Annotated in this window: 14 protein-coding genes; 2 read left to right on the top strand and 12 right to left on the bottom strand. The window is 51.1% G+C overall.

Annotated elements, in window-relative coordinates; translation table 11 throughout:
• Window positions 1–3 precede the first annotated feature (3 nt).
• From RT717_RS11180 to RT717_RS11130, 11 genes are all read right to left on the bottom strand, one after another.
• Window positions 4–705 (bottom strand): hypothetical protein, encoded by a 702-nt coding sequence (locus tag RT717_RS11180; protein ID WP_317491819.1) that lies wholly within the window; start codon window positions 703–705, stop codon window positions 4–6.
• The gene (locus RT717_RS11175; protein WP_317491818.1) at window positions 677–5413 is read right to left on the bottom strand and encodes an efflux RND transporter permease subunit; all 4737 of its coding nucleotides are present in this window, start codon (window positions 5411–5413) and stop codon (window positions 677–679) included. The genes RT717_RS11180 and RT717_RS11175 overlap by 29 nt, the downstream gene beginning before the upstream one ends.
• The gene (locus RT717_RS11170; RefSeq protein ID WP_317491817.1) at window positions 5406–8582 is read right to left on the bottom strand and encodes an efflux RND transporter permease subunit; all 3177 of its coding nucleotides are present in this window, start codon (window positions 8580–8582) and stop codon (window positions 5406–5408) included. The genes RT717_RS11175 and RT717_RS11170 overlap by 8 nt, the downstream gene beginning before the upstream one ends.
• A 121-nt stretch (window positions 8583–8703) precedes the next feature.
• Entirely contained in the window at window positions 8704–9762 is a 1059-nt protein-coding gene (locus tag RT717_RS11165; RefSeq protein ID WP_317491816.1) for an efflux RND transporter periplasmic adaptor subunit, read from the bottom strand.
• Between the two features lie 41 nt (window positions 9763–9803).
• Window positions 9804–11327: a TolC family protein gene (locus RT717_RS11160; protein ID WP_317491815.1), complete on the bottom strand. Its 1524-nt coding sequence runs from the start codon at window positions 11325–11327 to the stop codon at window positions 9804–9806.
• A gap of 5 nt (window positions 11328–11332) precedes the next feature.
• A complete protein-coding gene (locus RT717_RS11155; protein ID WP_317491814.1) occupies window positions 11333–14671 on the bottom strand; it encodes a golvesin C-terminal-like domain-containing protein in 3339 nt (1112 codons plus the stop codon).
• On the bottom strand, window positions 14668–15558 hold the full coding sequence (locus RT717_RS11150; RefSeq protein ID WP_317491813.1) for an ABC transporter ATP-binding protein: 891 nt from the start codon (window positions 15556–15558) through the stop codon (window positions 14668–14670). Before RT717_RS11150 ends, RT717_RS11155 begins: the two co-directional genes overlap by 4 nt.
• A 94-nt stretch (window positions 15559–15652) precedes the next feature.
• The gene (locus RT717_RS11145) at window positions 15653–16339 is read right to left on the bottom strand and encodes a GIN domain-containing protein (RefSeq protein ID WP_317491812.1); all 687 of its coding nucleotides are present in this window, start codon (window positions 16337–16339) and stop codon (window positions 15653–15655) included.
• A gap of 5 nt (window positions 16340–16344) precedes the next feature.
• Window positions 16345–16701: a GntR family transcriptional regulator gene (locus tag RT717_RS11140; RefSeq protein WP_317491811.1), complete on the bottom strand. Its 357-nt coding sequence runs from the start codon at window positions 16699–16701 to the stop codon at window positions 16345–16347.
• Between the two features lies 1 nt (window position 16702).
• The gene (locus RT717_RS11135) at window positions 16703–17500 is read right to left on the bottom strand and encodes a hypothetical protein (RefSeq protein ID WP_317491810.1); all 798 of its coding nucleotides are present in this window, start codon (window positions 17498–17500) and stop codon (window positions 16703–16705) included.
• Entirely contained in the window at window positions 17490–18320 is an 831-nt protein-coding gene (locus RT717_RS11130) for an ABC transporter ATP-binding protein (protein WP_317491809.1), read from the bottom strand. The genes RT717_RS11135 and RT717_RS11130 overlap by 11 nt, the downstream gene beginning before the upstream one ends.
• Window positions 18321–18382: 62 nt before the next feature.
• Between RT717_RS11130 and RT717_RS11125 the strand changes: the two genes are divergently transcribed.
• On the top strand, window positions 18383–18613 hold the full coding sequence (locus RT717_RS11125; protein WP_317491808.1) for a hypothetical protein: 231 nt from the start codon (window positions 18383–18385) through the stop codon (window positions 18611–18613).
• A 700-nt stretch (window positions 18614–19313) separates the two neighbouring features.
• A complete protein-coding gene (gene trxA / locus RT717_RS11120; RefSeq protein ID WP_317491807.1) occupies window positions 19314–19673 on the top strand; it encodes a thioredoxin in 360 nt (119 codons plus the stop codon).
• Window positions 19674–19775: 102 nt separating this feature from the next.
• Here the strand turns inward: trxA and RT717_RS11115 are convergent, their stop codons facing one another.
• Window positions 19776–21260: a mandelate racemase/muconate lactonizing enzyme family protein gene (locus tag RT717_RS11115; protein ID WP_317491806.1), complete on the bottom strand. Its 1485-nt coding sequence runs from the start codon at window positions 21258–21260 to the stop codon at window positions 19776–19778.
• Window positions 21261–21325 lie beyond the last annotated feature (65 nt).

Below are 21325 nucleotides of genomic sequence, written 5' to 3'. Positions count from 1 at the left end.
CCCTCAAATAAACCTCTCCCTGTACTGCAAATTATACATCCCATACAGCAGGCACAGGCTTGTGGCTACCAGCAGGTAGAGGCGGTTGCGGAAGATGATGGTGGTCCAAATAAACTCGCTCATGTCACGGGGTTCGCTGAAGGGGTTGAGGAACACGTTGTAGGGGCTGCTTTGCAGCGGGTTGGCAAACACAAAGAACATAAAGGCAATGATCACAATCACGATGGCGGTGCCGTTGCCATTGCGGATGAGGGTAGACACCACAAAGGCCACCGAGGAAAGGAAGACAATTGGAAACATGACCTGGCCTAGCATTGGCAGTATGTCGAAGCGGAGCAGGGTGAAGTTGGCCAGCGCTGCCAGCACCACCAGAATAGCTGCTGCTACGCCGGCGGTGATCACAAAGCGCACCAGCCACACCTTGTAGCGGTAGTTGGGAATGCCGAAGATGGTTTCCAGCATTTTGGAGTCGTCGTCGTTTTGAATGCCATAGGCCATGGGGTAGAAGATAAGCAACAGACCGGGGAACACCAGGAACCCGTAAATAACAGCCTCGTTGAAGTTGGGGTCGTCGAAGATGGCAATGGTGATGATCAACCCAAAGAACAGGAAGGCCGCCACCACAAAGTACACAAACTTGTTGGCGAAGATCACCTTGATATTGTAGGTGATCAGTCTATACGGCAGAAACAGGTAGCTCTTCATTCTTCTTGTTGTTTTTACTTTTCATTAACCACAGGTAGGCGTCTTCGAGGTTGGCCCGCACCGGTGTGGCGTCGGCCCGGGGCTGCTCACCCGCCAGGCATTTCACCCGAATCTTGTCGCCTTCCCGCATATGGTGCACAATCACATAGTGGCTCTTTTCTTCTTCAAACTGTTCCGGCGAGAGGTGGAATTCCCACACCTTGCCTTTGGCCAGCTCTGCCATGGAGGTGGGGCTGCCGTTGTACTCGATATTACCGGAAATGAGTACGGCCAGGTGGTTGCAGCTACTGGCAATGTCTTCGATGATGTGGGTGGAAAACACCACAATGCGCTCCCGGCTCAGCTCCACCAGCAGGTTGCGGAAGCGGATGCGCTCCAGAGGATCGAGGCCGGCCGTGGGCTCATCCACCACCAGTATTTTGGGCAGGTGAAGCAAAATCTGGGCAATGCCAATGCGCTGCTTCATACCACCTGAGAAGGAGCCAATCTTCTTGTGCTGGTGCTCGTCCATGTGCACCGCCCTGAGCACGTACTGCACCCTGTCTTCTCTTTCTTTTTTGTTGCTGATCTTCCGCAGGATGGCCTGGTAGTCGAGGAACTGGTAGGGCGTCATGTTTTCGTAGGTGCCAAAGGCCTGGGGCAGGTAGCCGATAAGGCCCTGGAGCTCCTCTCGCTTCAGTGTAGTGTCGTGGCCATTGATCCAGATTTTGCCATAGCTCTGGTCCATGATGCCGCACAAAATCCGCATAAGGGTGGTTTTACCGGCGCCGTTGGGGCCCAACAAGCCGAACATGCCCTGCTCAATGGTGAGGCTCACGCCCTTCAGCGCTTTGAACTGCGACTTCTTAGGCTTCACAAAGGGGATGACCAGCACCAACTTCCAGTACAAGCGCCGGATGCCTTTGAAGCGACCGGTGAGCTGCTGCGGATCCACCGGTTTCTTTTTCAGCTTATTGGCCATGCGCACCAGGAACAAGCCAATGAACCAAAGGACGATCAGCACAATGCCCAGGCCCTTCACCTGGATATCGGCATAGAGGTACACGGCACTCACGATAGGGAAGACCCAGTAGAGGAGTCCGCTCAGGAAGCTGAACAACCGTGGCCGCTTGTCGTCGGCCCACTGCTCCACATCGTGGAAGATGGAAAGCAGCAGGGCATGCAGGCCGATCATGAACACCAGCTGCCAGAAGGCTTTGTCGAGGAAGAAATAGATGAAATAGACAAGGAAGCCCATGAGGGCCACTTGCCAGATCAGGTTTTGCAGAATGCTCTTGCCTGTGATGATTTCTTCACCCCGCTCATCGAACAGGTGCTTGTTGCCTTTCCATTCTCTCAGCCAGCGGCCGGGCCTGCCATACACCTTGGTGAGGTTTTGCACCTCAATATGCATTTTCTCGTTCTTGTCCACCATTTTGGCATTGGCCTGGCGCAGGGAGGTCATGATAAAGTGGGTGCCCCCCGGCACAAGGATCAGCGCCGACAGGAACCAGATGGACTGCCAGAGGAAGCCTTCTATCTGGGTGAAGATGAGGATGGCCAGGGCAGTGATCAGGGCGATTTGCCCAAACTTAATCACAGGCTTCAGGCCACGGAACCAGTCGAGCACACTTTCGAAGCCCGCACTCATGGTGGGGATATAAATCAGCGTGAGGATGGTGGCAAAGGCCAGTCCGCCCATGACGGTGATGGCGAAGGGCTGCCCAATGCTGACCACGTATTCCGCTTCACCCATGGCAAGGGGCAGCATGGCCACAATGGTGGTGATGGACGTGATGAGGATGGGCCTGATGCGGGAAATACCGCTCATGATGAGGGCCCTGTATTTGTTGTAGCCCTGGCGGCGCAGCAAATGCGAATAGTCGATGAGAATGATGCCGTTGTTCACCACCACACCCAGCAGGATCAGGAAGCCAATGAGGGTATTGGCGTTGAGCAGGGAGTTGCCGGTAAAGGTGAGTCCCATAAAAGCGCCAATGGCAGCGAGCGGAATAGAGAACATGATCACCACGGGCAGGTAGAGCGATTCAAACACAGCGGCCAGGATCATGAAGATGATGATGATGGCAGCAGCAATGAGAAAGTAGAACTCGTCGAACAGCCCTTCGTCGTGCACCACGTCCGCCACAATGCCGGAGGGGATATTGATGCCTGCCACGATCTGGTCGATTTCCAGCCGGGAGGCTTCCAGCAGCGACTCGGAGTTCACCACCTCGTCGATAAAGCTGTAGGTGATCTCAATGCGTTTCTCCTGGTTGAGGCGCCTGATCCGGCTTTCCCCGGCGGAGTAAATGACCGAGCCAATGTCGGCCAGGGTATGGGTAGCGCCTGCGGCATTGGTGATAGGCATTTCCCGCAGGTCCTTCATGTCTTTGGCGCCCACTTCCACCTGGTCCTGCGTGCGGATGGTGATTTCAAACTCTTCGTCGCCGCTCACAAAGTTGGAGCCGGAGGCAAAGGAGGGCTGGAAGTCGTTGAGACCGGTGGACACGTCCTGCTGGGTGATGCTGTTGGCGCTCATGCGGCGCTGGTCGAACAAAATATGGGCTTCGGGCCGCTCGGGGCTCACATTCACCGTGCTGCGCTCCACCGACTGCAGGCTGGCAATGAAAGTGTTGATGTCGTTGGCAATGGACTGCATGGCTTCGTAGTCGCTGCCTTTGATGATGACCTGCTCAGAGGGCGTGCCAATGCCCAGCATGCGCTCGAAGTCGTCTCCGGCAGACGAGCCCCCGCCGTCCGTCCCGCTTACAGACGGGGGCGGTGCATCGAGGGAAATTTCGATGTCTTCAAAGTCTTTGGCAATGGCACTGAGGCGGTTTCTCAGGTCGGCAGCAGAGATGGTATCGAGCTTATTGAAACCTTCCACCACCTGCACGGTCAGTACGGAGCTTCCTTCAGTTACCTGGCTGATGAGTTGGTCGACTACGGGGATGGCCATCACCTTTTCTTCAATCTTTTGCGTGAGCAGATCAGTAGATGCCAGCGTAGCACCCTGGGGCATGGTCACGAACATGTTCATGTTCTCGGTTTCCACTTCGTTGAGGCTGGCCACACTGATCAGCAGGCTGAGGCCGATGGTAATAAAGAACAGCACAATGCCGCCGATGATGGTGAAGGCGGGCCTTCTGAAGCACGACTTCAGGATGACCATGTACATCTGGATGGTGCGCTGACGGATAGAAGCGTTCTTGATCAAAGGCGCCTTTGCTTCGTCAGTCTTGTCGATGGCCGCATGGGCCAGCATGGGAATAAGCACCAGGGCCACTACGAGCGACACCAGCAGGGTGGAGATGATGGAGACGCCGATTTGCGTGCCAATAGTGGTCGCCAGGAAGTTGGTAGAGAAAATAAAGGGCAGGAACACCGTGACGGTGGTGAGCGTAGCCGCTATCACAGAACGCATCACTTCTTTGGTGCCCTGCACCACGGCTTCTTCGGGCGGCTTTTTGTTCACCACGTGGCGGTAGATGTTTTCGATCACCACCACGCTGTTGTCGAGCAGCATGCCAATGGCCAGGGCCATGCCAATCAGTGTGAGGCTGTTGATGGAGATATCGTAGGCGTAGAAGAAGTTGAAGGCCGTATACACAGAAATAGGAATGGCCAGGGCTATGCTGAGGATGAACTTGAGCCGGCGCAGGAATACCCACAGCACGAAGATAGCCAGCAGTCCGCCGGTGATGGCCAGCTGCTGGATCTGGTCGATGTTTTTGCTCATCGCCTCGGCCTGGTTGTTCTGCACCACTAACTGCACATCCATGGGCTCCAGCTCTTCGTTGAGCTCGTCAATGGCGGCCAGTGTCTTGTCCGACAGGGCAATCAGGTTGGCCTGCCGGTCTTTGGACAAGCGGATGGACACGGCGTCCTTGCCATTGACCCGGCTGAGGGTGGTTTGCTCTTTTACACCAAAGAATACCTGAGCTACATCGCTGAGGAGCAAAGGGCCTTTTTCCGATACCACAAGGCTTTCGATGTTCTTGATGTCTTTGAGCTCGGCAGTCACATTCACAAACACATTCTGTCCGTTGAGCTCTACCTGCCCCACAAAGGCACTCTTGTTGGAGTTTTGCGACAGCACGCCGCTGATGGTATTGGGCGTGATGCCATGGGCTTCGCACACAGCGTTGTCCATGATGATCTCTACGGTCTTTTGCCTGCCGCCAAATACTTCCACGCCACCCACGCCGTCGATCTCACTCAGGCGGTCGAAGATGTACTGGTCGGTCACATTCCGAACCCGGTCGACGCCACCGCCGCCCAGCACCTGCACGTCCATGAAGGCGTTGGAAAACTGATCGGTGTCGATCTTGATGATATTGACGACAAATTCCGGCGTGAGGTCCGCCTTGATGCTGGCAACCTTTTGCTCCAGCTTGAGGTAAGCGTATTTGGTATTGGTGCCCTGCACAAAGGAGATAAAGATCGTCCCCTGGCGGCTGTCGGCCGTGGCGCTGATCTCGTCAAGGCCTTCCAGGGTGCCTATCACGCCTTCCAGTGGAATAATGGCCTGGCTTTCCATGTAGGTAGGATCTACCTCAGAGGCGGCACTTACCTGCACAATGAGGATGGGCAGCTCCACATTGGGAAAGAGCTCCACCGGCAGTTTGTTGTACGAGATATAGCCCATCACCGAAAACCCGATGAAGAGCATCGATACCAGTACTTTTCGCTTGATGATGGTATGTAAAAGTCCGGTGTTAGGCATGAGAAGCTTTGGTAAAGCGGCGTTTTACATTTGACAGTTTCCCTACAATGCTTTCGATTGTTTCGTAAAAACAAGGAATCACGATCAGCGTGAGCAGGGTAGAGGTGATCAGTCCGCCAATCACCGCCACGGCCATGGGCGCCCTGAGGGCAGCGCTTTCCCCAAACCCGAAGGTGAGAGGCAGCAGGGCCAAAATGGTGGTGAGACTTGTCATGATAATGGGCCGGAACCGTCGCTGGCCCGCATCGAGGATAGCGTCCCGAATGGGCATGCCGTCCCGTTTGTTCTTGTTGATGCTGTCGACGAGGATAATGGCGTCGTTCACGGCAATACCGGCCAGCATGATGATGCCGATAAAGGCCATCATATTGAGGGGCATGCCCAGGATAAAGAAGGAGAGGAGGGCACCCACACCCGCCAGCGGAATGGTGAGCAAAATGGTGAAGGGGTGGAGCAGCGACTCAAACTGTGAAGCCAGCACCATGTACACCAGCACAATGGAAAGGATGAGTGAGAAAGTCAGGTTCTGCATCGACTCCTTGCGCTTGAGCTCCTGGCCAGCTACTTTGATCTTATACTGGGGTGGCACTGTCAATCCTGAAAGGCCGTCTTCCAGCGACTTCACCACCTTGTCGTAAGGCTTTTCCTGGTTAACCCTGGCGCTGATAAGCACCACCCGGTTTTGGTTCTTACGATAAATGGAGTTGGTAGCAAACTCTGTCGTGATGCGGGAAATCTCACCTAAAGGAATTTCCTGCTCGCCACTTTTGATCCGCATATTGTCGAGGTCGGCCAGTGATACCTCGGGCACTTTGATTTCGATGTCCTGCATTTCGCCGCTCCGTTCAATGGTGCCCGCATGCTTGCCTTCCAGCTGGTCTTTGATTTGAGTGACCACGTCTTCAATGGACAGCTTGAAGAGGCCAGCCCTGTACTTGTCCACATCCACCTGGATCTGTGGCACACCCTGCTCGAGGTTCGACATGGGCTCGTAGATGTCGGGGTTCCGGGTCATCACTGCTATCACGGAGTCTGACAACGAACCGAGGGTTTTGAAGTCGGTGCCACTGATTTCTACAGCCAAAGGCATTTGCTCATCGCCAAGCACGGCATTCAGCGCACTTTCATCGTTGGAAAAAGTAGCTTCCAGTCCCGGAATACTTTCGAAGTAAGTGGACAGCCTGTCGGTGATGGCCGCAATGGCCAACTCCGTGCTTTCATTGAAGATCAGCTTCAGGTTGGCCGTGTTTTCTTCATAGACATTCTCGTTTTCAATGCCCGACTGGGTTTGCTCCGGCCCGATGTGGGCATACACTTTGTCGAGCTGGCCTTCAAAAAGCTGAAACAGCTGGGCCTCGATCTGTCCGACCGTCGATGACGTGCGGGCCAGTGCGGTGCCGTTGGCCAGCTTGATATCTACAGAGATGGCCCGTGTGCCCGACTGCGGCATGTATTCGCTGCCAATGACTGACACCAGCTGAAACGACCCCACCACCAGTACCAACGAGGCGATGATGAAGGCGATGCGGTATTTAAGTACGCCATTGAGGAAGCTGCGGTAACGGGTGAATTTCAGCGGCTGCACTTCCAGCACGGTCTTGTCGTTTTTGAAAACCCTGGCGAACAAGGTAGGAATTACGAGTATAGCCACGGCCAGCGAAGACAGCAGTGAAAAGGCCACCGTCCAGGCCTGGTCACGGAAGAGCTCTCCGGATGGGCCTTGCAGGTAAACGATGGGCAGGAACACGATGATGGTGGTGAGGGTAGAGGCGGTAATGGCTCCACTGACTTCAGCCGTACCGGCAATGGCGGCGTCGATGACACTGAGTCCTTCTTCCCGCTTTCGGAAGATGGCTTCCACCACCACAATGGCATTGTCGACCAGCATGCCAGCACCGAGGGCCAGACCACCGAGCGTCATCACGTTCAGGGTAAGCCCATTGAAATACATCAGGTTAAAGGTGGCTATGATGGAGATGGGAATGGCAATGCTGATGACCAGCGTGGAGCCTATCCGGCGCAGGAACACAAACAGCACCAGCATGGCAAAAAGGGCGCCGTACAGCCCCGATTCTTTCACCTCGTCGATAGCGCCCTGGATGAACCTTCCCTGGTTTTGGATGATCACAAACTCGTAGCCGGGAACGGACGTCTTGAGGCCTTCCAGCACCCCGGTGAGCTCGTTCACAGCGTTTACTGTGTTGTACCTTGTTTCCTTGTAAATGGACATGCCCAGGCTTCTGCGCTGGTTCACCCGCACGATGCTGCCGGCTTCTTTGTCCATGATTTTGACGGTAGCGACCTCCCGAAGCAATACTGGAACCTGATTACTATTTACTGACTGATTATTAGGTGTTTGTGTTGTTTCAGTTGAAGTAGTTGTTACGGGTGTGGCTGTAGCTGCCGGTGTGGAAGTTCCTGCGGTAGTGTAGCCCACCACGAGGTTTTCCAGGTCTTCGGGCTGCTCTATGATGCCCAGGCCTTTGATGATATATTTTCTGCCCAGCTCTTCAATAAACCCTCCGGAAACGTTGCGGTTGTAGCTCTGAATTTTAGCTACAAGGTCATTCACTGTAAGCCCAAAAGAAGCCAGCTGATGAGGGTCTGTTTCGAGCACAATTTCTTTTTCCTGCTCTCCCGACAAGCGCACTTCGGCTATGCCCGGCAGGCGGATGAGCTCGTTCCTGAAATTGGTTTCGGCCACCCGGCGCAGGGCATCGAAGTCGTTGGAGGCCGGGTTGTAGATACCAAGGATCATGACCGGTGTGGCATTGGGGTCAAACTGGGAAATGGCAAACTCGTCGATGTCGTCGTTCAGTGAAAAGCTCGACAGCGACTTCTGCAGATCGAGAAAGGCCTCGTCCATGTCTTTGCCCCAGTCGTAATTGACAGTGACTCTGCCATAGCCTGTCTGGCTGATAGAGCTGACTTCCACGGCTCCACTCTGGCGGATGGCAATGGACTCAATGTTCTCAATGAATTGCTTTTCAATCTCCGATGGCGGCCGTATGCCCGCTTTGAGCTCCACAAAGAGGGTGGGGTTCTTCAGGTCAGGGAAGAGCTCTATCCCCAGCTTATCGAAGGAAATGGATCCAAGAAGGATGACCGCCATCACCATCATGAGAATGGTAATGGGATAGGACACGGCCATGGAGACTATCTTTTTCAAAGTACTTGGAGTTAGAGGTTAATGGTTATTTTTTTCAATTGTCATATTCAGTTATCAGTAATTAGTTATTAGTTATCAGTCTGTTTCACTACTTACTGCTTACTATTTACTCCTCACTTCCTTACTGAATCACACTTACCTTGCTTTTGTTCCTCAGCGTTTCAAAGCCGGTGACCACCAGGCGGTCGTTAACCTTGAGGCCGTCGAGCACTTCGATCACATCCTGGTTTTCCAGGCCAGTCGTTATCTTTTTCTCGGTTGCTATCCCGTTTTCCACAGTGAACACCACTTTGCCGTCCTGGCGGGAGATGATGGTTTCCTTGGGGATGACGATGGTGCTGTCACGCTGCTCAGAAAGGATGGCTGCTTTGATGAACATGCCGGGGCGGAGCAGTTTCTTGTCGTTATTGATCTGTAATACGCTTTGGAAGGTTCTGGTCTCCGTGTCGATGACAGGGGAGATTTGGCTGATTTTTCCGAGGATGGTGTCGGTAGCCAGGTTGTAATTGGTAATCTGCACCAGCTGATTGAGCGTTACCTCTGGCAGGTGCTTCTCAGGCAGCTTCACATCCATGAGCAGGTGTTCGTACTCCATAACTTTGAAAAGCTCCTGTCCCTGGTCGATGCGGACGCCATCGGTATGGTAGGGAATCGATACAATCACCCCGGTAAATGGCGCTTTGACGAACATTTTGGCTTTCTGGATCTCCGCATTTTCGTAGGCGTATTTCGAATTTACATAGTCAATTGACGCCTGGTTGAGTTCTGTTTGGGTCACACCCCCTTTTTCGAACAGCGACTTTTGTTTGTTGAGGTTGTTTTCCGACACCTCCAGGCTGAGTTTTTTTCCATCGAGCTGAAGGTTGTTTTCAAACTCCTTGTCCTCCAGTCTGATAATGACCTGGCCCTGTCTCACGGCGTCGCCAAGGGCAAAAGGACGCCCGGTGGCCGGATTGGTTTGCAGCCTGTAAATGCCCGTGAGCTCCGACTTGATGGCGCCTTCCTTGGAGGAATAGACGGTGCCTGTGGTCTCGATGAACCGGGAGATCGACTGGGGCTTGATGATGGTCACAGAAACGGGGATTTTGATCTCGGTTTGGATATTGGATTCCTCGTTGTTGCAGGCAGTGACGGCCAGCAGCACCAGCAGGGCTCCGACAGTATTTTTAACGCTTTTCATGTATGTCGTCCGTGTCATAATATGTATGATCAGTAGTGGTCTTAATTAGAATTAGGAATAACAGGCTGCTGGTGTTCGAAGTCGTAAAGTGAAAGGATCTTCATGTTCAGCAACTCAATTTTATAGTTGATGAGCGCACTGGCCAGCGCACTTTTCTTGTCGGACAGCTGGCTCTGAAAGCGGTTGAGGTCAATGCTTGTCAGGTCACCGTTTCGGTAACGCTCCAGGTTGATCTCGTAGGTCAGCTGTGCATTCTTTACGTTTTGCTGTGCTATTTCTATCTGGTTTTCCAGGTTCTGCAGGCTTCTGTACGTCTTTCTGATATTGATAATGATGTCATTCTTCTGGTTTTGCAGGTCTATTTTGGTGATATCGAGGTTGGCGTTGCTGGCTTCCATGCGTGCCTTGTTTTCGCCCCAGTCCCAAATAGGGATGCTGAATGATATTGCTACCCTTGGGTTGACTGTTGGCGAATCGTATACCTGCGGGGCATTGATGTTGTCGCCAAAGATCCCCATCGACAAGGCCACGGCCCCCTTGAACTCGTTGAGGGACTTGGTTCTGGTCAACTCAAATTGTGAACGTTCAATGTCAATGGTGCGCTGCCTGAGCTCCACCCGGTTGCGCAAGCCCATCTCTATGGCCTGGTTAAGGTCCACCTCCCGGGTCACAAACTTGATGTCCACCTGTACGGCGATCTCCTCATCGAGGCCAATGCCCAGCAGCAGCTTCAGGTCGTCCGCCGCATTGTCGAGCGTTACCTGGTTGTTTTCCAGCGTTGAGCGGGAGGTGGCCAGGTTGAGCTCGGCCTGATAAAGCTCCTCCATGGCGAGCAGGTCGGCGTCTACCTTGTTTTTGGTGATTTCGTAGCTGATCTCCTGGTTTTCGAGTTCTGCTCTGGAAATCTCCAGGCTGTTCTGGCTTTGGTAAAACGAATAGAAAGTCTGGGTAACGTTTCGCTCCAGCGTGAGCAGCTGAAGGGCATTACTGATTTGTGCGTTCTCCAGGTTGAGTTCCAATTCCCGTGTCTGCAGCTTGTTTCTGTTGTAGGTGAAAATGGGCTGGTCTACCTGCAGGTATAAATTATTGCTATAGGTCTTCGTTCTAACATCTTGAAATTCAGAGTAGTTATCCCTGTATCCAAACCTATTGATCAAGGAGACCGTGCCATCAGTAGCAGAGATTGGCTGAGAAACCGAGAAGTTGGCGAAGGAGTTATAGTCCTCGTTGGTGTTCCAGCGGGAAACCAGGTCATTGAACAGCCTGGTTCTGTTATAGTCGAACGGCGTCACGTCCAGGCCAAACCTCGACTTCATGGCCAGTCGCTGGGCATCGAGGCTCTTTCGGTTGCTATACAGGTTAAGCCTCGATTTCTTAATATCGGGGCTGCTGGTCTGGGCAATCTGGATGGCCTCTTCCAGGGTGAGTACTTGCTGTGCAAAGGCACCCTGTGTCGACAGCAAACTCAACACGATTACCGCCACTATGGCCCCAAGAAGCAGGAGGGGCCGCTGGAAAGCATTTGGTCTCATAGGATTCGCTTTGGTTTGTCTTTTAAAGCTCATATCGTTTATTGTTTCACCCATTTCACGGCGTCGGCATATACAGTACCAAATTCACTCTCGTCGGAGAGTACCACTTTCCCACCATTCTGCCCGAAGTAGTAGGAGCCCAGGTAGTTCCACCCGAACTCGGCTTTGGAAATATTGAACTTGATATCGTCCGTTCCGTCACTGTGATGGATGGCGTAGTTATAGTCGAATTGTTGGTTATTGTCGTCCCGTCCGTTGAACTCATTCTGGTTTTTGCCCATCATGTACACGTAGACGTCATAGAAGCCTTCGTCAGGAAGCTTAGCCTCCCAGACGGCCAGCTTGTCGCCATTGCCCGACCTGGTGAAGTGGGCAGAGCGGACAGATTTGCCGTAGAAAGTGGAGCCAGTGGTGGCCCTCCATTTCGAACGGGAGCGGTGCCAGCTGCCAAAGTACTTTTGATCAGTGCCGTTTTTGCTGTCGAGATAAGCCCTCAGGTAGGTCGGCTCCACAGGGCTGAACGTGCTGAACCCGGAATCCTCATTGTCGACAATCACCTCACTTTGGCTGGTGGCCACGGTAGGCGGTAGCACCCTTTCCCCTTCAAAGAGCGTGGTCAGCTTGCGGGGACTGAATATGCCTGTCGACATGGTGATCACTGAAGGGATATTCCTTGAAATGAGCGTATTGATGGTTATTTTTTCAGGCTTTTCGTCGAGCACAAATCCCAGCTGTTTTGCTTCGCCTACTTTGATCACAGAGAGGTAGCCGGATGCTTCCTCTTTTACCTGCTGGCTCTCCCTTCGCCGGGAAAATTGATTGTCGTTTCCACTGTCATCTGCATTGAACTTCACCTCAATCACTCCGTCGTTGTCACCCGTATTTTTTATGTCCAGCAATACCTGATAGCGTTTTCTGTCGCCATCGAGCACTTCAAACTTTTGTACATTGTCTATTTCAAACGCTGGTTGTGCGGTGCTGAAATACACCTGTCTGATTACCGGGTCAATGTCGAGGCCAAAGTGTTGCTGCAGCGCCGCCCGAAAATCACCGTAGCTGGTGAGCTGATGCTGGTGGCCGTTGATCCAGTTTTGCACAAAGCTCTTGAATTCATCTTGCCCCAGCAATTGCCCCAGGTAGGCAAACAGGTACTGGCCTTTCAGCGAGACGGACTTATTGATTTTGTTGAAATTTGTTTCGCTGGTCAGGATTTCGTTGACCATTGTCGTTCGCAGCAGCTCGTTACATTCTTCTTCAAAGGAGATCCCATTCATGTTTCTGGAATAGTCATTCTCCGTCTGAAGGTCTTTTCTCAGAAAGCTTGAAATACTGCGATTGAGCAGGGGCCAGTCACGACTCACTACACCGGAATTGTAGCTATATAGCTGCGGAAAGAGCGAGTAGTCAGGCTGATCTTCATCACGATTACCATAAAACCATATGGTTCCCGACTGTTTGGTGAAAACCTTCTTAATCAGGTCTTTGAAAACGTTGGCCTGCTTTTCCTTGTCGCTCAGCACCTGGTTGTCCCGTTTGGCTTGCTCGTCCATGTCCTTCAGCTGCCTTCTGAAATCAAACTCCCGGATATCTCCGCCTTCTTCCGGCCAGTATACCGTTTCTGGTTGCAAATAGGCTTGCTGGTTTTCGTATATTTTGTTGTAGGCAGCGAACAATAAGGGCGTTTCCACAAACTGCAATCTGCGAAAAGGGTAGGTGAGCTTCTGGCCATCCTCGTACTCATTCACAATATCCCTGATGAGCAGGCCAAGGGTGTCGGTCAATTGCCCGAGGTACTCCGAGGTGTAGTTGTCGTCGGGGTATTGATAGATTGCGTAAGTCACACTGTCGACCGTGATTTCTTTTTTCTCGTAGGCGCCAATGGCCAGCGATATCTTCGGGAGTGGAGATTCGGGCTGAAAACGGAAGACGTTTCCGTCTGTAATAATCTCGCCCTGGGAGACGGCGGTTTGGCTTTCTTTTACCTTTACCTCCAGCTGAAAGTCGATAAACGACGTTCTTTCCTTTCTGGGTGACTCCCGGCTGTAGCCAATCTGTGTGTCGGGGTACCAAAGCACGTCAGAGGTCAGCAGCAAATAGTCTGGCTGCAAATAGGCGTATTTTTTTGGCAGGGCAAACATCAGGTAGTCCCTTGGGAACTCGTACCGCTCCTGATCCACTTCGAGGTGGGCCACCGACTCCCAAATCGTGCCCTGGTAGTCTATTTTCACTGTGGCTTCTTCACCGGGTTGTATGGTGATGCTACTGTTGGCCGACACCACCTGCAAATGCCTCTCAAACTCCACGCTGCGATCATTCACAGTCAAGCTGCTGATGTCGAGGCCCGGGTTCAGTGTGAAATAGAAGCCTGCCAGGGGCTCACTACGGTTGTTCTTTACCGTTAAGGTGGAAGTGGATATGAGTTTGTTTTCAACCTGCTCAAGGTGAATGCGGTGGGCGAGAATGTCCACGTTCGGCACCTCAGCCCACTGTCCATTAACAGCAATCATCTCTTGCCGCAGCGCTATGGGCGTTTCCCGCAGGGCAACCAGCCTAATCATGATGACGGCAGCTGCAGCAACCAATACCATTCCAACCAGGCCAGTGAGCAGCTTCACCCTTTTGTGGCTGGCGAGGCGGTCAAGGAAGAAGGCCGTAAGGAACAGAAACGCCACTCCGGCCACCAGGTAGAATGCCCGCTGCCATAAGGCGAAATCAAGGTGGGCAAAGCCGGTCATCTCTGACGCTAACATAGGCAGCCGGAAGGCCATGAAGTCGAGGATGTAGGAGAACTTGTCGAAGTAATAGATAAGCTCCACTGCCGACAGCCCCAACAGCAGCACAATGGTGATGGGCTGGTTGCGCAATAAGGTCACAAACAAAAAGGCGATGCCCGTTGTGAAAATGACGGATGGCAAACTTATCAGCAAGGGATAAATGACGAAGGCCAGCGGATTGAAGGCAGTGTTCGGGTTGGTCAGGTTGACAATCAGCGGAATACACAGAAGCAGCAGGTTCAGCCAAAAGAACAGGTTGAACAGGGCCAGTGCTTTGCCCAGCACGTAATCGAGGTTAGAGATCGGGCGGGCGAAGAATACCTCGTTGGTGTCGAGTTTCTTGTCCTTCTTGATCAAACCAGTAGCCAGGAAGACCACAGCGGCTGCCTGCGCAATGCTGATCATGACCATGGTGGTGTAGGGCATCATCCAGCTATTGGAAAGCTCAAACCGCCGGGGCTGGTCAATTTCTGAGAAAATCGCCAGGTTAAAAATGACCACGAAGCCAATACCAGCCAGCGACACGATTCGGAAAAACCAGTTGCGCCAAACCACTTTGGATTCGTAGCGGGCGATGGTCAGTATGTTCGATACAGCACTCATACCAGCGAAACGCCCAGTTGATTTTCCATAAAATAAACGTAGGCGTGTTCCAGGTTGGGGTTCACATTGACGGCTTTCGGATGTGGTTGGTCAGTGGCAATGAGTTGCGCCTCCCACTGGCCTTCAACCGGAATGGTCGACACCACCGAATACTTGTTTTTTATTTCGGTAAACTCTTCGTCCCCAAGCGTTACCTGCCACACGTGGCCACGCACCTGATCAATCATGCCTTCCGGCGAGCCTTTGAAAGCTACTTCTCCTTTGTTGAGCATCGCCATGTTGTGGCAGGTGCTGCTGATGTCGCCCACGATGTGGGTGGAAAGGATGATGGTGACGTCTTTTTGGCTGAGATCGGACAGGATATTCCTGAAGCGGATCCGCTCTTCCGGATCAAGGCCTGTGGTGGGCTCGTCAATCACCAGCAGTTTGGGGTCGCCAATCAGTGCCTGTGCAATGCCCAACCGTCGTTTCATACCGCCAGAGAGCTTGTTGGCCATGCGCTCCCTCACGTCGAGCAAACCCACCTGATCCAACAGGTGATCTACTTTGATCAGCCGGTCTTTCTTTTTCAAGTTGGTGGCCAATCGGGCAGCGTAGTCAAGAAATTCCCAGGTCTTCAGTTTGGAAAAAAAGGTAAAATCCTGGGGGAGGTAACCAATCATGGCCCTGATCTTTTGGCGGTGCTCGTTGATGTCCAAGCCTTCAATGAGAATAGAACCCGACGTAGCACTTTGCAAAGTCACCAGCGTGCGCATGAAGCTGGATTTGCCGGCGCCGTTGGGCCCCAGTAGGCCAAACATGCCGGTGCCGATGTCGAGGTCGACGTTGCGTATGGCCGCATGTCCGTTGGGATAGATTTTTGAGAGCCCTCTTATTTCAATGTTCATCAGCTACAGTTCACTTACAATAGGTGCTTGTTTTCCCGCCGGGATTACAAGCTTGTTTGAAATACGAATTCAAATTGTGACACACAGTCAGTCCTTAATCCTGGATCTGGATTTTGCTGCTTTTGTCTTTAGTGAATTGTATGTCGTCGACCCCGTCGATCCTCAAAAAAGAATCGTTAAGTATGCTGCCACGAAGCTGCACAACCGGTGACCAGATCATTACTTTCGAATGGTCGATTTTCACAGATAGCGAGTTCACACTCAACCCACTTGCGTCCAGGTTCGCATTGTCTGACGCTGCTATGCTAAGGTTCGTTACATTGACATCTCCATCCATTCTGATGCTGCCGCCAGACTGCGTAATGGACAGTGCCTGCTGACTCAAGTTTGTCAGGCTGGCCGATGCCCTGGTGGCTTGCAGTCCTCTGAATGTGTTTTGGGAAACAAAGACGGTCACCTGAACCGGCTTGCTGCTGGTAATTTCGTTGATTTTGAGGTTCAAAGTATCTCCAACCATCTCGTAGTTGAGATTCGATAGAAAACTACCATCAATGCTTTTTACTTCTATATGAGGTTCGTTTGACGAGCTTATGGTTACCCTGTGTTCCGAGTCTGACAGCACAATGTACCCGACGTTGCCAAGGGGTGCTTTTTCAACTTGCACTTCTGTACCACTCAAATCCCTTTTGTATCCCAGAAAACGAATTTCGGCGAATGCTGCCATCATATAAATAAGGATGAATCCGAAGAACCCGATAAGTATCTTATTGCTGAGCTTCATGGTGGTCATTTTAAAGTTTCAATATGTTTTTTCAATTCGCTTGACGTAATGCCAAGCATGGCCGCATGGCGCAGGAAGTCGGGGAGCACCTTGCTGAAGAACTCCTGCTTCTTGCTTTCGAGAATAATCTTTTGAGCGTCTTTGTTCACAAAGTACCCGATACCTCTTTGGTTTTCGATGATGTCCATGGCTTGTAATTCACTATAAGTTCTCATGATCGTATTGGGATTGACGCCCATTTCTGCTGCCAGTTCCCGCACGGAGGGAATTTTCTCCCCAGCCGGAAACTCACCACTCACCACCTTGTCGGTGATGGTGTCTGCGATCTGCAGAAAAATGCTTTTACCGTTTTGAAATTCCATACTACACCTCCCTTTCTTTAAGTTTCCTGTAGGCCACAAATAGCATGACCGCATTGGCAATGATCACCACCACGCCGAAAAAGCGGAATGCAGTATGCTCGTTCGTAGGCAAAAGCCACATCCCTTCTTCGGGATCACGGTGATATTGATTGAGACCCAACGGTTCTGCCACCAGATAAATGACCGTTGAATAGAAAATGACTATGACAGCCACCGAAAAGAGTGTTTTGACCAATGGCTGCTTTGAAAATATGGCAGCACCAGTGAATGGGACGACAAACAGCAGCAGCGCCAGACCGGTGATCATTACAATGAACCAACCGACGGAATCAATCCCATTTGGCATTTCCACTGTAACCAGTTGTTGAATGCCGATAGGGTCGAATGAAAATTCAGTGAACAGGGTGAAGAAATATCCCTGCAGGTTAAAAGTGATCCAAAACAACAATGGCAGCGCTAATAACATGAGCCCAATTCTGGTGACCAATTCGAATACGAATTTTTCTATCAGCGATGCGGGCACTAGCAGGTAGTTCATCGTGCTTTCTTTCGAACGAAAGGCAGGAAATGAATACCCTACATAGAGTAGTCCAAACACAATTACAAACCCAATAAGGAATCCCCTGAAATTGTCCAGGTCATGAGGTAGAAAATTCTCAGTAGCCTGCACGAATGATAGCAGGATAAACACCACACCTACATAAGCCCCTGCGGAAAAGCCCAGCAGTTTGTTGTTATGAACAAAGTGCTGCCTGCACAGTAGCAGGAAACGACGGCTGTTAAATATATTACTGGACATAGCTTTTCAATTTTTCATTGCCATTCAAAATGGCGTTAAACAATAATTCGATGTCTACAGACGAGCTGCCATTTGCTTGAGAAGTAATCACTTTGTAGCCACCTGGCACCATTTCGCTGTAAAGTATGTCATCTCCTTCAGCTGTCGAGCTGGTGGAAAAGTGAAGCCTGGAAGAAATATCGAAAAGGTCTTTCTGCATGATAAACTGGCCGCTGTCGAGCATGATGATGCGGTCAATCAGGTTTTCCACGTCTTTTACCTGGTGCGTGGAAATAATAACGAGCTGGTCTTCATCCAAAGCTCCCGCCAGTATCCTGCGAAAAATCGATTTCGAAGGAATGTCCAGTCCGTTGGTAGGTTCGTCCAGCACCAGTAGGCGGCACTTAGTAGAAAGTGCGAAGCAGATCAGAAACTTCTTCTTTTGGCCGTAGGAGAGCTTCTGTAAGCTTTCGGTTTCAGGTAGCTCAAAGTCTTTCAGCAGCCTTTGGAGCAGTGCGCCATCAAACCTGGGATAGAAATCCGCATTGGCTTTGATGAAATTGGCAATAGAGATTCCTGGGAGATAAAACTCTTCCGATACGAAAAACATGTCCTCAAGAAAGGCCGGTTGTCGTTTCCCAGGCTCGTAATTGTTCACGTTGACCGTGCCGCCGTCGGGGAACAGCAATCCGATCATCAGCTTCAGTAGCGTGGTTTTGCCGGCACCGTTCTTGCCCAGCAAGCCAACAATGCTGCCTGCGTTGATCTGGCAATCGAGCTCCCGAAACAGCGGTCGGCGCTTGTTGCCATAGTTAAAGTTAAGTTTCTTGATGTCAATCATTGTATGTGATTTACTGTATTACTTCACTAGTACGGTACAATGGTAGAAAAGGTTTTTTGGAAATGCAAAAGGAGGGGAGTTTTTTAAAAAAAGTAAGAAGTGGGGAGACGGAAGACGGGAGAAAGAAGACATTCGGATATTCAGACGTTCGGATGTTCAGAGAGGAGTCGGGAGAAGGAGACGGAAGTGAGGAGTTGGGAGAAAGAAGACATTCGGATGTTCAGACGTTCGGATGTTCAGAAAGGAGAGCGAAGACAGGAAGACCGGATTGCATTCAAAGCTGGCAAGCCTGACAAGTCGGTGAAGATCTTGTTGCTCGTTTTAATTGAATTATATATCACGCAAAGGGGCAAGTTTGCTGGAGCAAACCGCAAAATCGTTATATGCTATGCTTCGAGCCTTAGTGCCTTTGTGGCTAATTAAGGCCGCAAAGTTGGTTTCAGCAGGAAAGTGCCTGCCGGACCGGTGAAGATCTTGTTGTTCTTTTTTATTGAATTATACATCACGCAAGGCGCAAGTTTGCTGGAGCAAAGTGCAAAGTCGTTATGTGCTATGCTTCGAGCCTTTGTGCCTTTGTGGCTAATTAAGGCCGCAAAGTTGGTTTCAGCAGGAAAGTGCCTGCCGGACCGGTGAAGATCTTGTTGCTCGTTTTAATTGAATTATATATCACGCAAAGGGGCAAGTTTGCTGGAGCAAACTGCAAAGTTGTTATGTGCTATGCTTCGAGCCTTTGTAGCTAATTAAGGCCGCAAAGTTGGTTTCAGCAGGAAAGTGCCTGCCAGATCGGTGAAGATATCGGACAGCGGTTTTTCTTTGCGACTTGGCGTCTTTGCCTGATATTTAGAGAGGGAAAAATAAGAGAGTGGCGAATCGGCCCTACTGAACGGAAACAGGTTTTATGATGTTGACTCTGCTTCCTCGGCTTACGTGACATGTGTCACAAAATTCCTTTAGAAGAACTAGTACTTTTGTAGAAAATTAAAACAAGCGACGATGGCAACTGTCAAATTGACTACACAACAATTCAAAGACGATGTTTTCGACTATACCACCGAAAAAGAGTGGAAATTCAAGGGTGAAAAGCCCGCTATTATCGACTTCTACGCCGATTGGTGCGGGCCCTGCAAAATGGTAGCACCGGTGCTTGAAGAACTTTCTAATGAGCACCCTGAAGTGACCATTTACAAAGTTGATACGGAGGTAGAGCAGGAGCTGGCGGCTGTTTTCCAAATACGAAGCATTCCCAGCATGCTCTTTATACCCATGACAAAACAGCCTATGATGCAGGCTGGTGCTTTACCCAAGCATACGTTGAAAGAGGTCATCGAAAAAGAGTTGTTGGCCTCGGTGTAGGCTCCTTTCGAATGGCCCTTTATAAAGAAAAACTGCACAGGATCGCTGTGCAGTTTTTTGCCCAAATGTTCTTGGCTGAACAACTATTTCTTTACCTCATTTTTAGCTCCATGTCCTGTCGTGGGAACGCTTTGCATCCCATTCCCTGGTGGGAGCAAAGTAAGACGTGTCACGGGCATCAAGGTGCTGTTTTACCACATCATCCACCAGTTCAATCCCCAGTCCGGGTGCGCTGAGCGGCACAGGGGCAAAGCCTTTGTCAATCAGCTTTCGTCCGTCCGTCGTTTTTACCATACTTTCCCACCATGGCAGATCGACAGAATGGTGCTCCAATGCCAGGAAGTTTTGGGTGGCGGCAGCGCAATGTACATTTGCCATAAAAGAAACTGGTGTACCGGCCTGATGCATGGCCGTGGCGATGGCTTTTTCTTCAGCATAATCACCAATACGTTTCGTCTCCAGCAGGCCGCCTGAAGAGGCTAGGTCGGGGTGGATGATGTCCACGGCATGGACGTCGATAAGTGGCTTGCAATTTTCCAGCAGATAGATGTCTTCACCTGTAGTAGTTGGTGTTTCCAATGCATCGGTAATTGTTTTGTGCTGCTCAGTATATTGCCAGGGCACCATGTCTTCAAGCCAGGCCAGGCGGTATTTTTCCAGCGATTTGCCCAGCCGAATCATATTGTTGAGGTCGAAATGGCCGTAGTGATCGGTAGACATGGGAATTTCGTCTCCCACCACGGCACGAACATCTGCCACCCGTTGGGCCAGAATTTCAAATCCCTTTTCCGTCACCTGGATGCCGGTAAATGGGTGTCTGGCATTTGCGTACGACATAAAATCGCCTGAAAATTGAGAACCGTTCGACCTCCAAAACGCCTGATTGACCAATGTTCCCGGAATGTCTCTAAGCACATTAATGGAAACGTCCATTTTTAGCCAGGTATAGCCCTGTTCAACGGTGCGGTACTTTACTTTTTCCTTAAAAACTTCAAGATCAGGAGATTCGGGAGTGTCTGCATATATACGAACAGTATCCCGATACCTGCCGCCAAGCAGCTGCCAGGCCGGAACATTGTAGGCTTTGCCACACAAATCCCAAAGAGCCATCTCGACGGCACACACACCGCCTGCCTGACGTCCCTGTCCTCCAAATTGCCTGATCATCTTAAATACCCGTTCTACGTTGCACGGGTTCTCTCCCAGTATCCTGCTTTTGAGCATCAAAGCGTAGCGGGGATCTGCCGCATCTCGCACTTCTCCGAGACCGTAAATGCCCTGATTGGTGTCGATGCGGATGATGGCAGTGCCTCCCATAACGCCGGTAAGGCAATAGCGCATGTCGGTAATTTTGAGATCAGAAGGAGCAGACGCCTTCTGAACTTTTGAAGTGGTTTGTGCCATGCTGTCCTCAAAGGACAAACTCATCAAACCGGCGAGCGACAAACCTCCCAGAGCAGTTTTCTTTAAAAAGCTGCGACGGTTGTCGGGAGTTTCTGCGTTATCAATTTCAGCCTGGCGTACAAGTGCAGCTTCTCTCTCCCGCTGCTTATTCTTTTGGATGATTTCCTGCAATACATTTTTCATTGGATTTCTTTTTTTAAGGGTGATCAATTGAGCTGATGGATAGGATGGATAGTGCTGTCCCGAGA

This window comes from Imperialibacter roseus, from assembly GCF_032999765.1.
In the GTDB taxonomy this organism is placed as follows: Bacteria; Bacteroidota; Bacteroidia; order Cytophagales; family Cyclobacteriaceae; genus Imperialibacter; species Imperialibacter roseus.
This window is presented reverse-complemented; position numbering and strand designations above follow the sequence as displayed.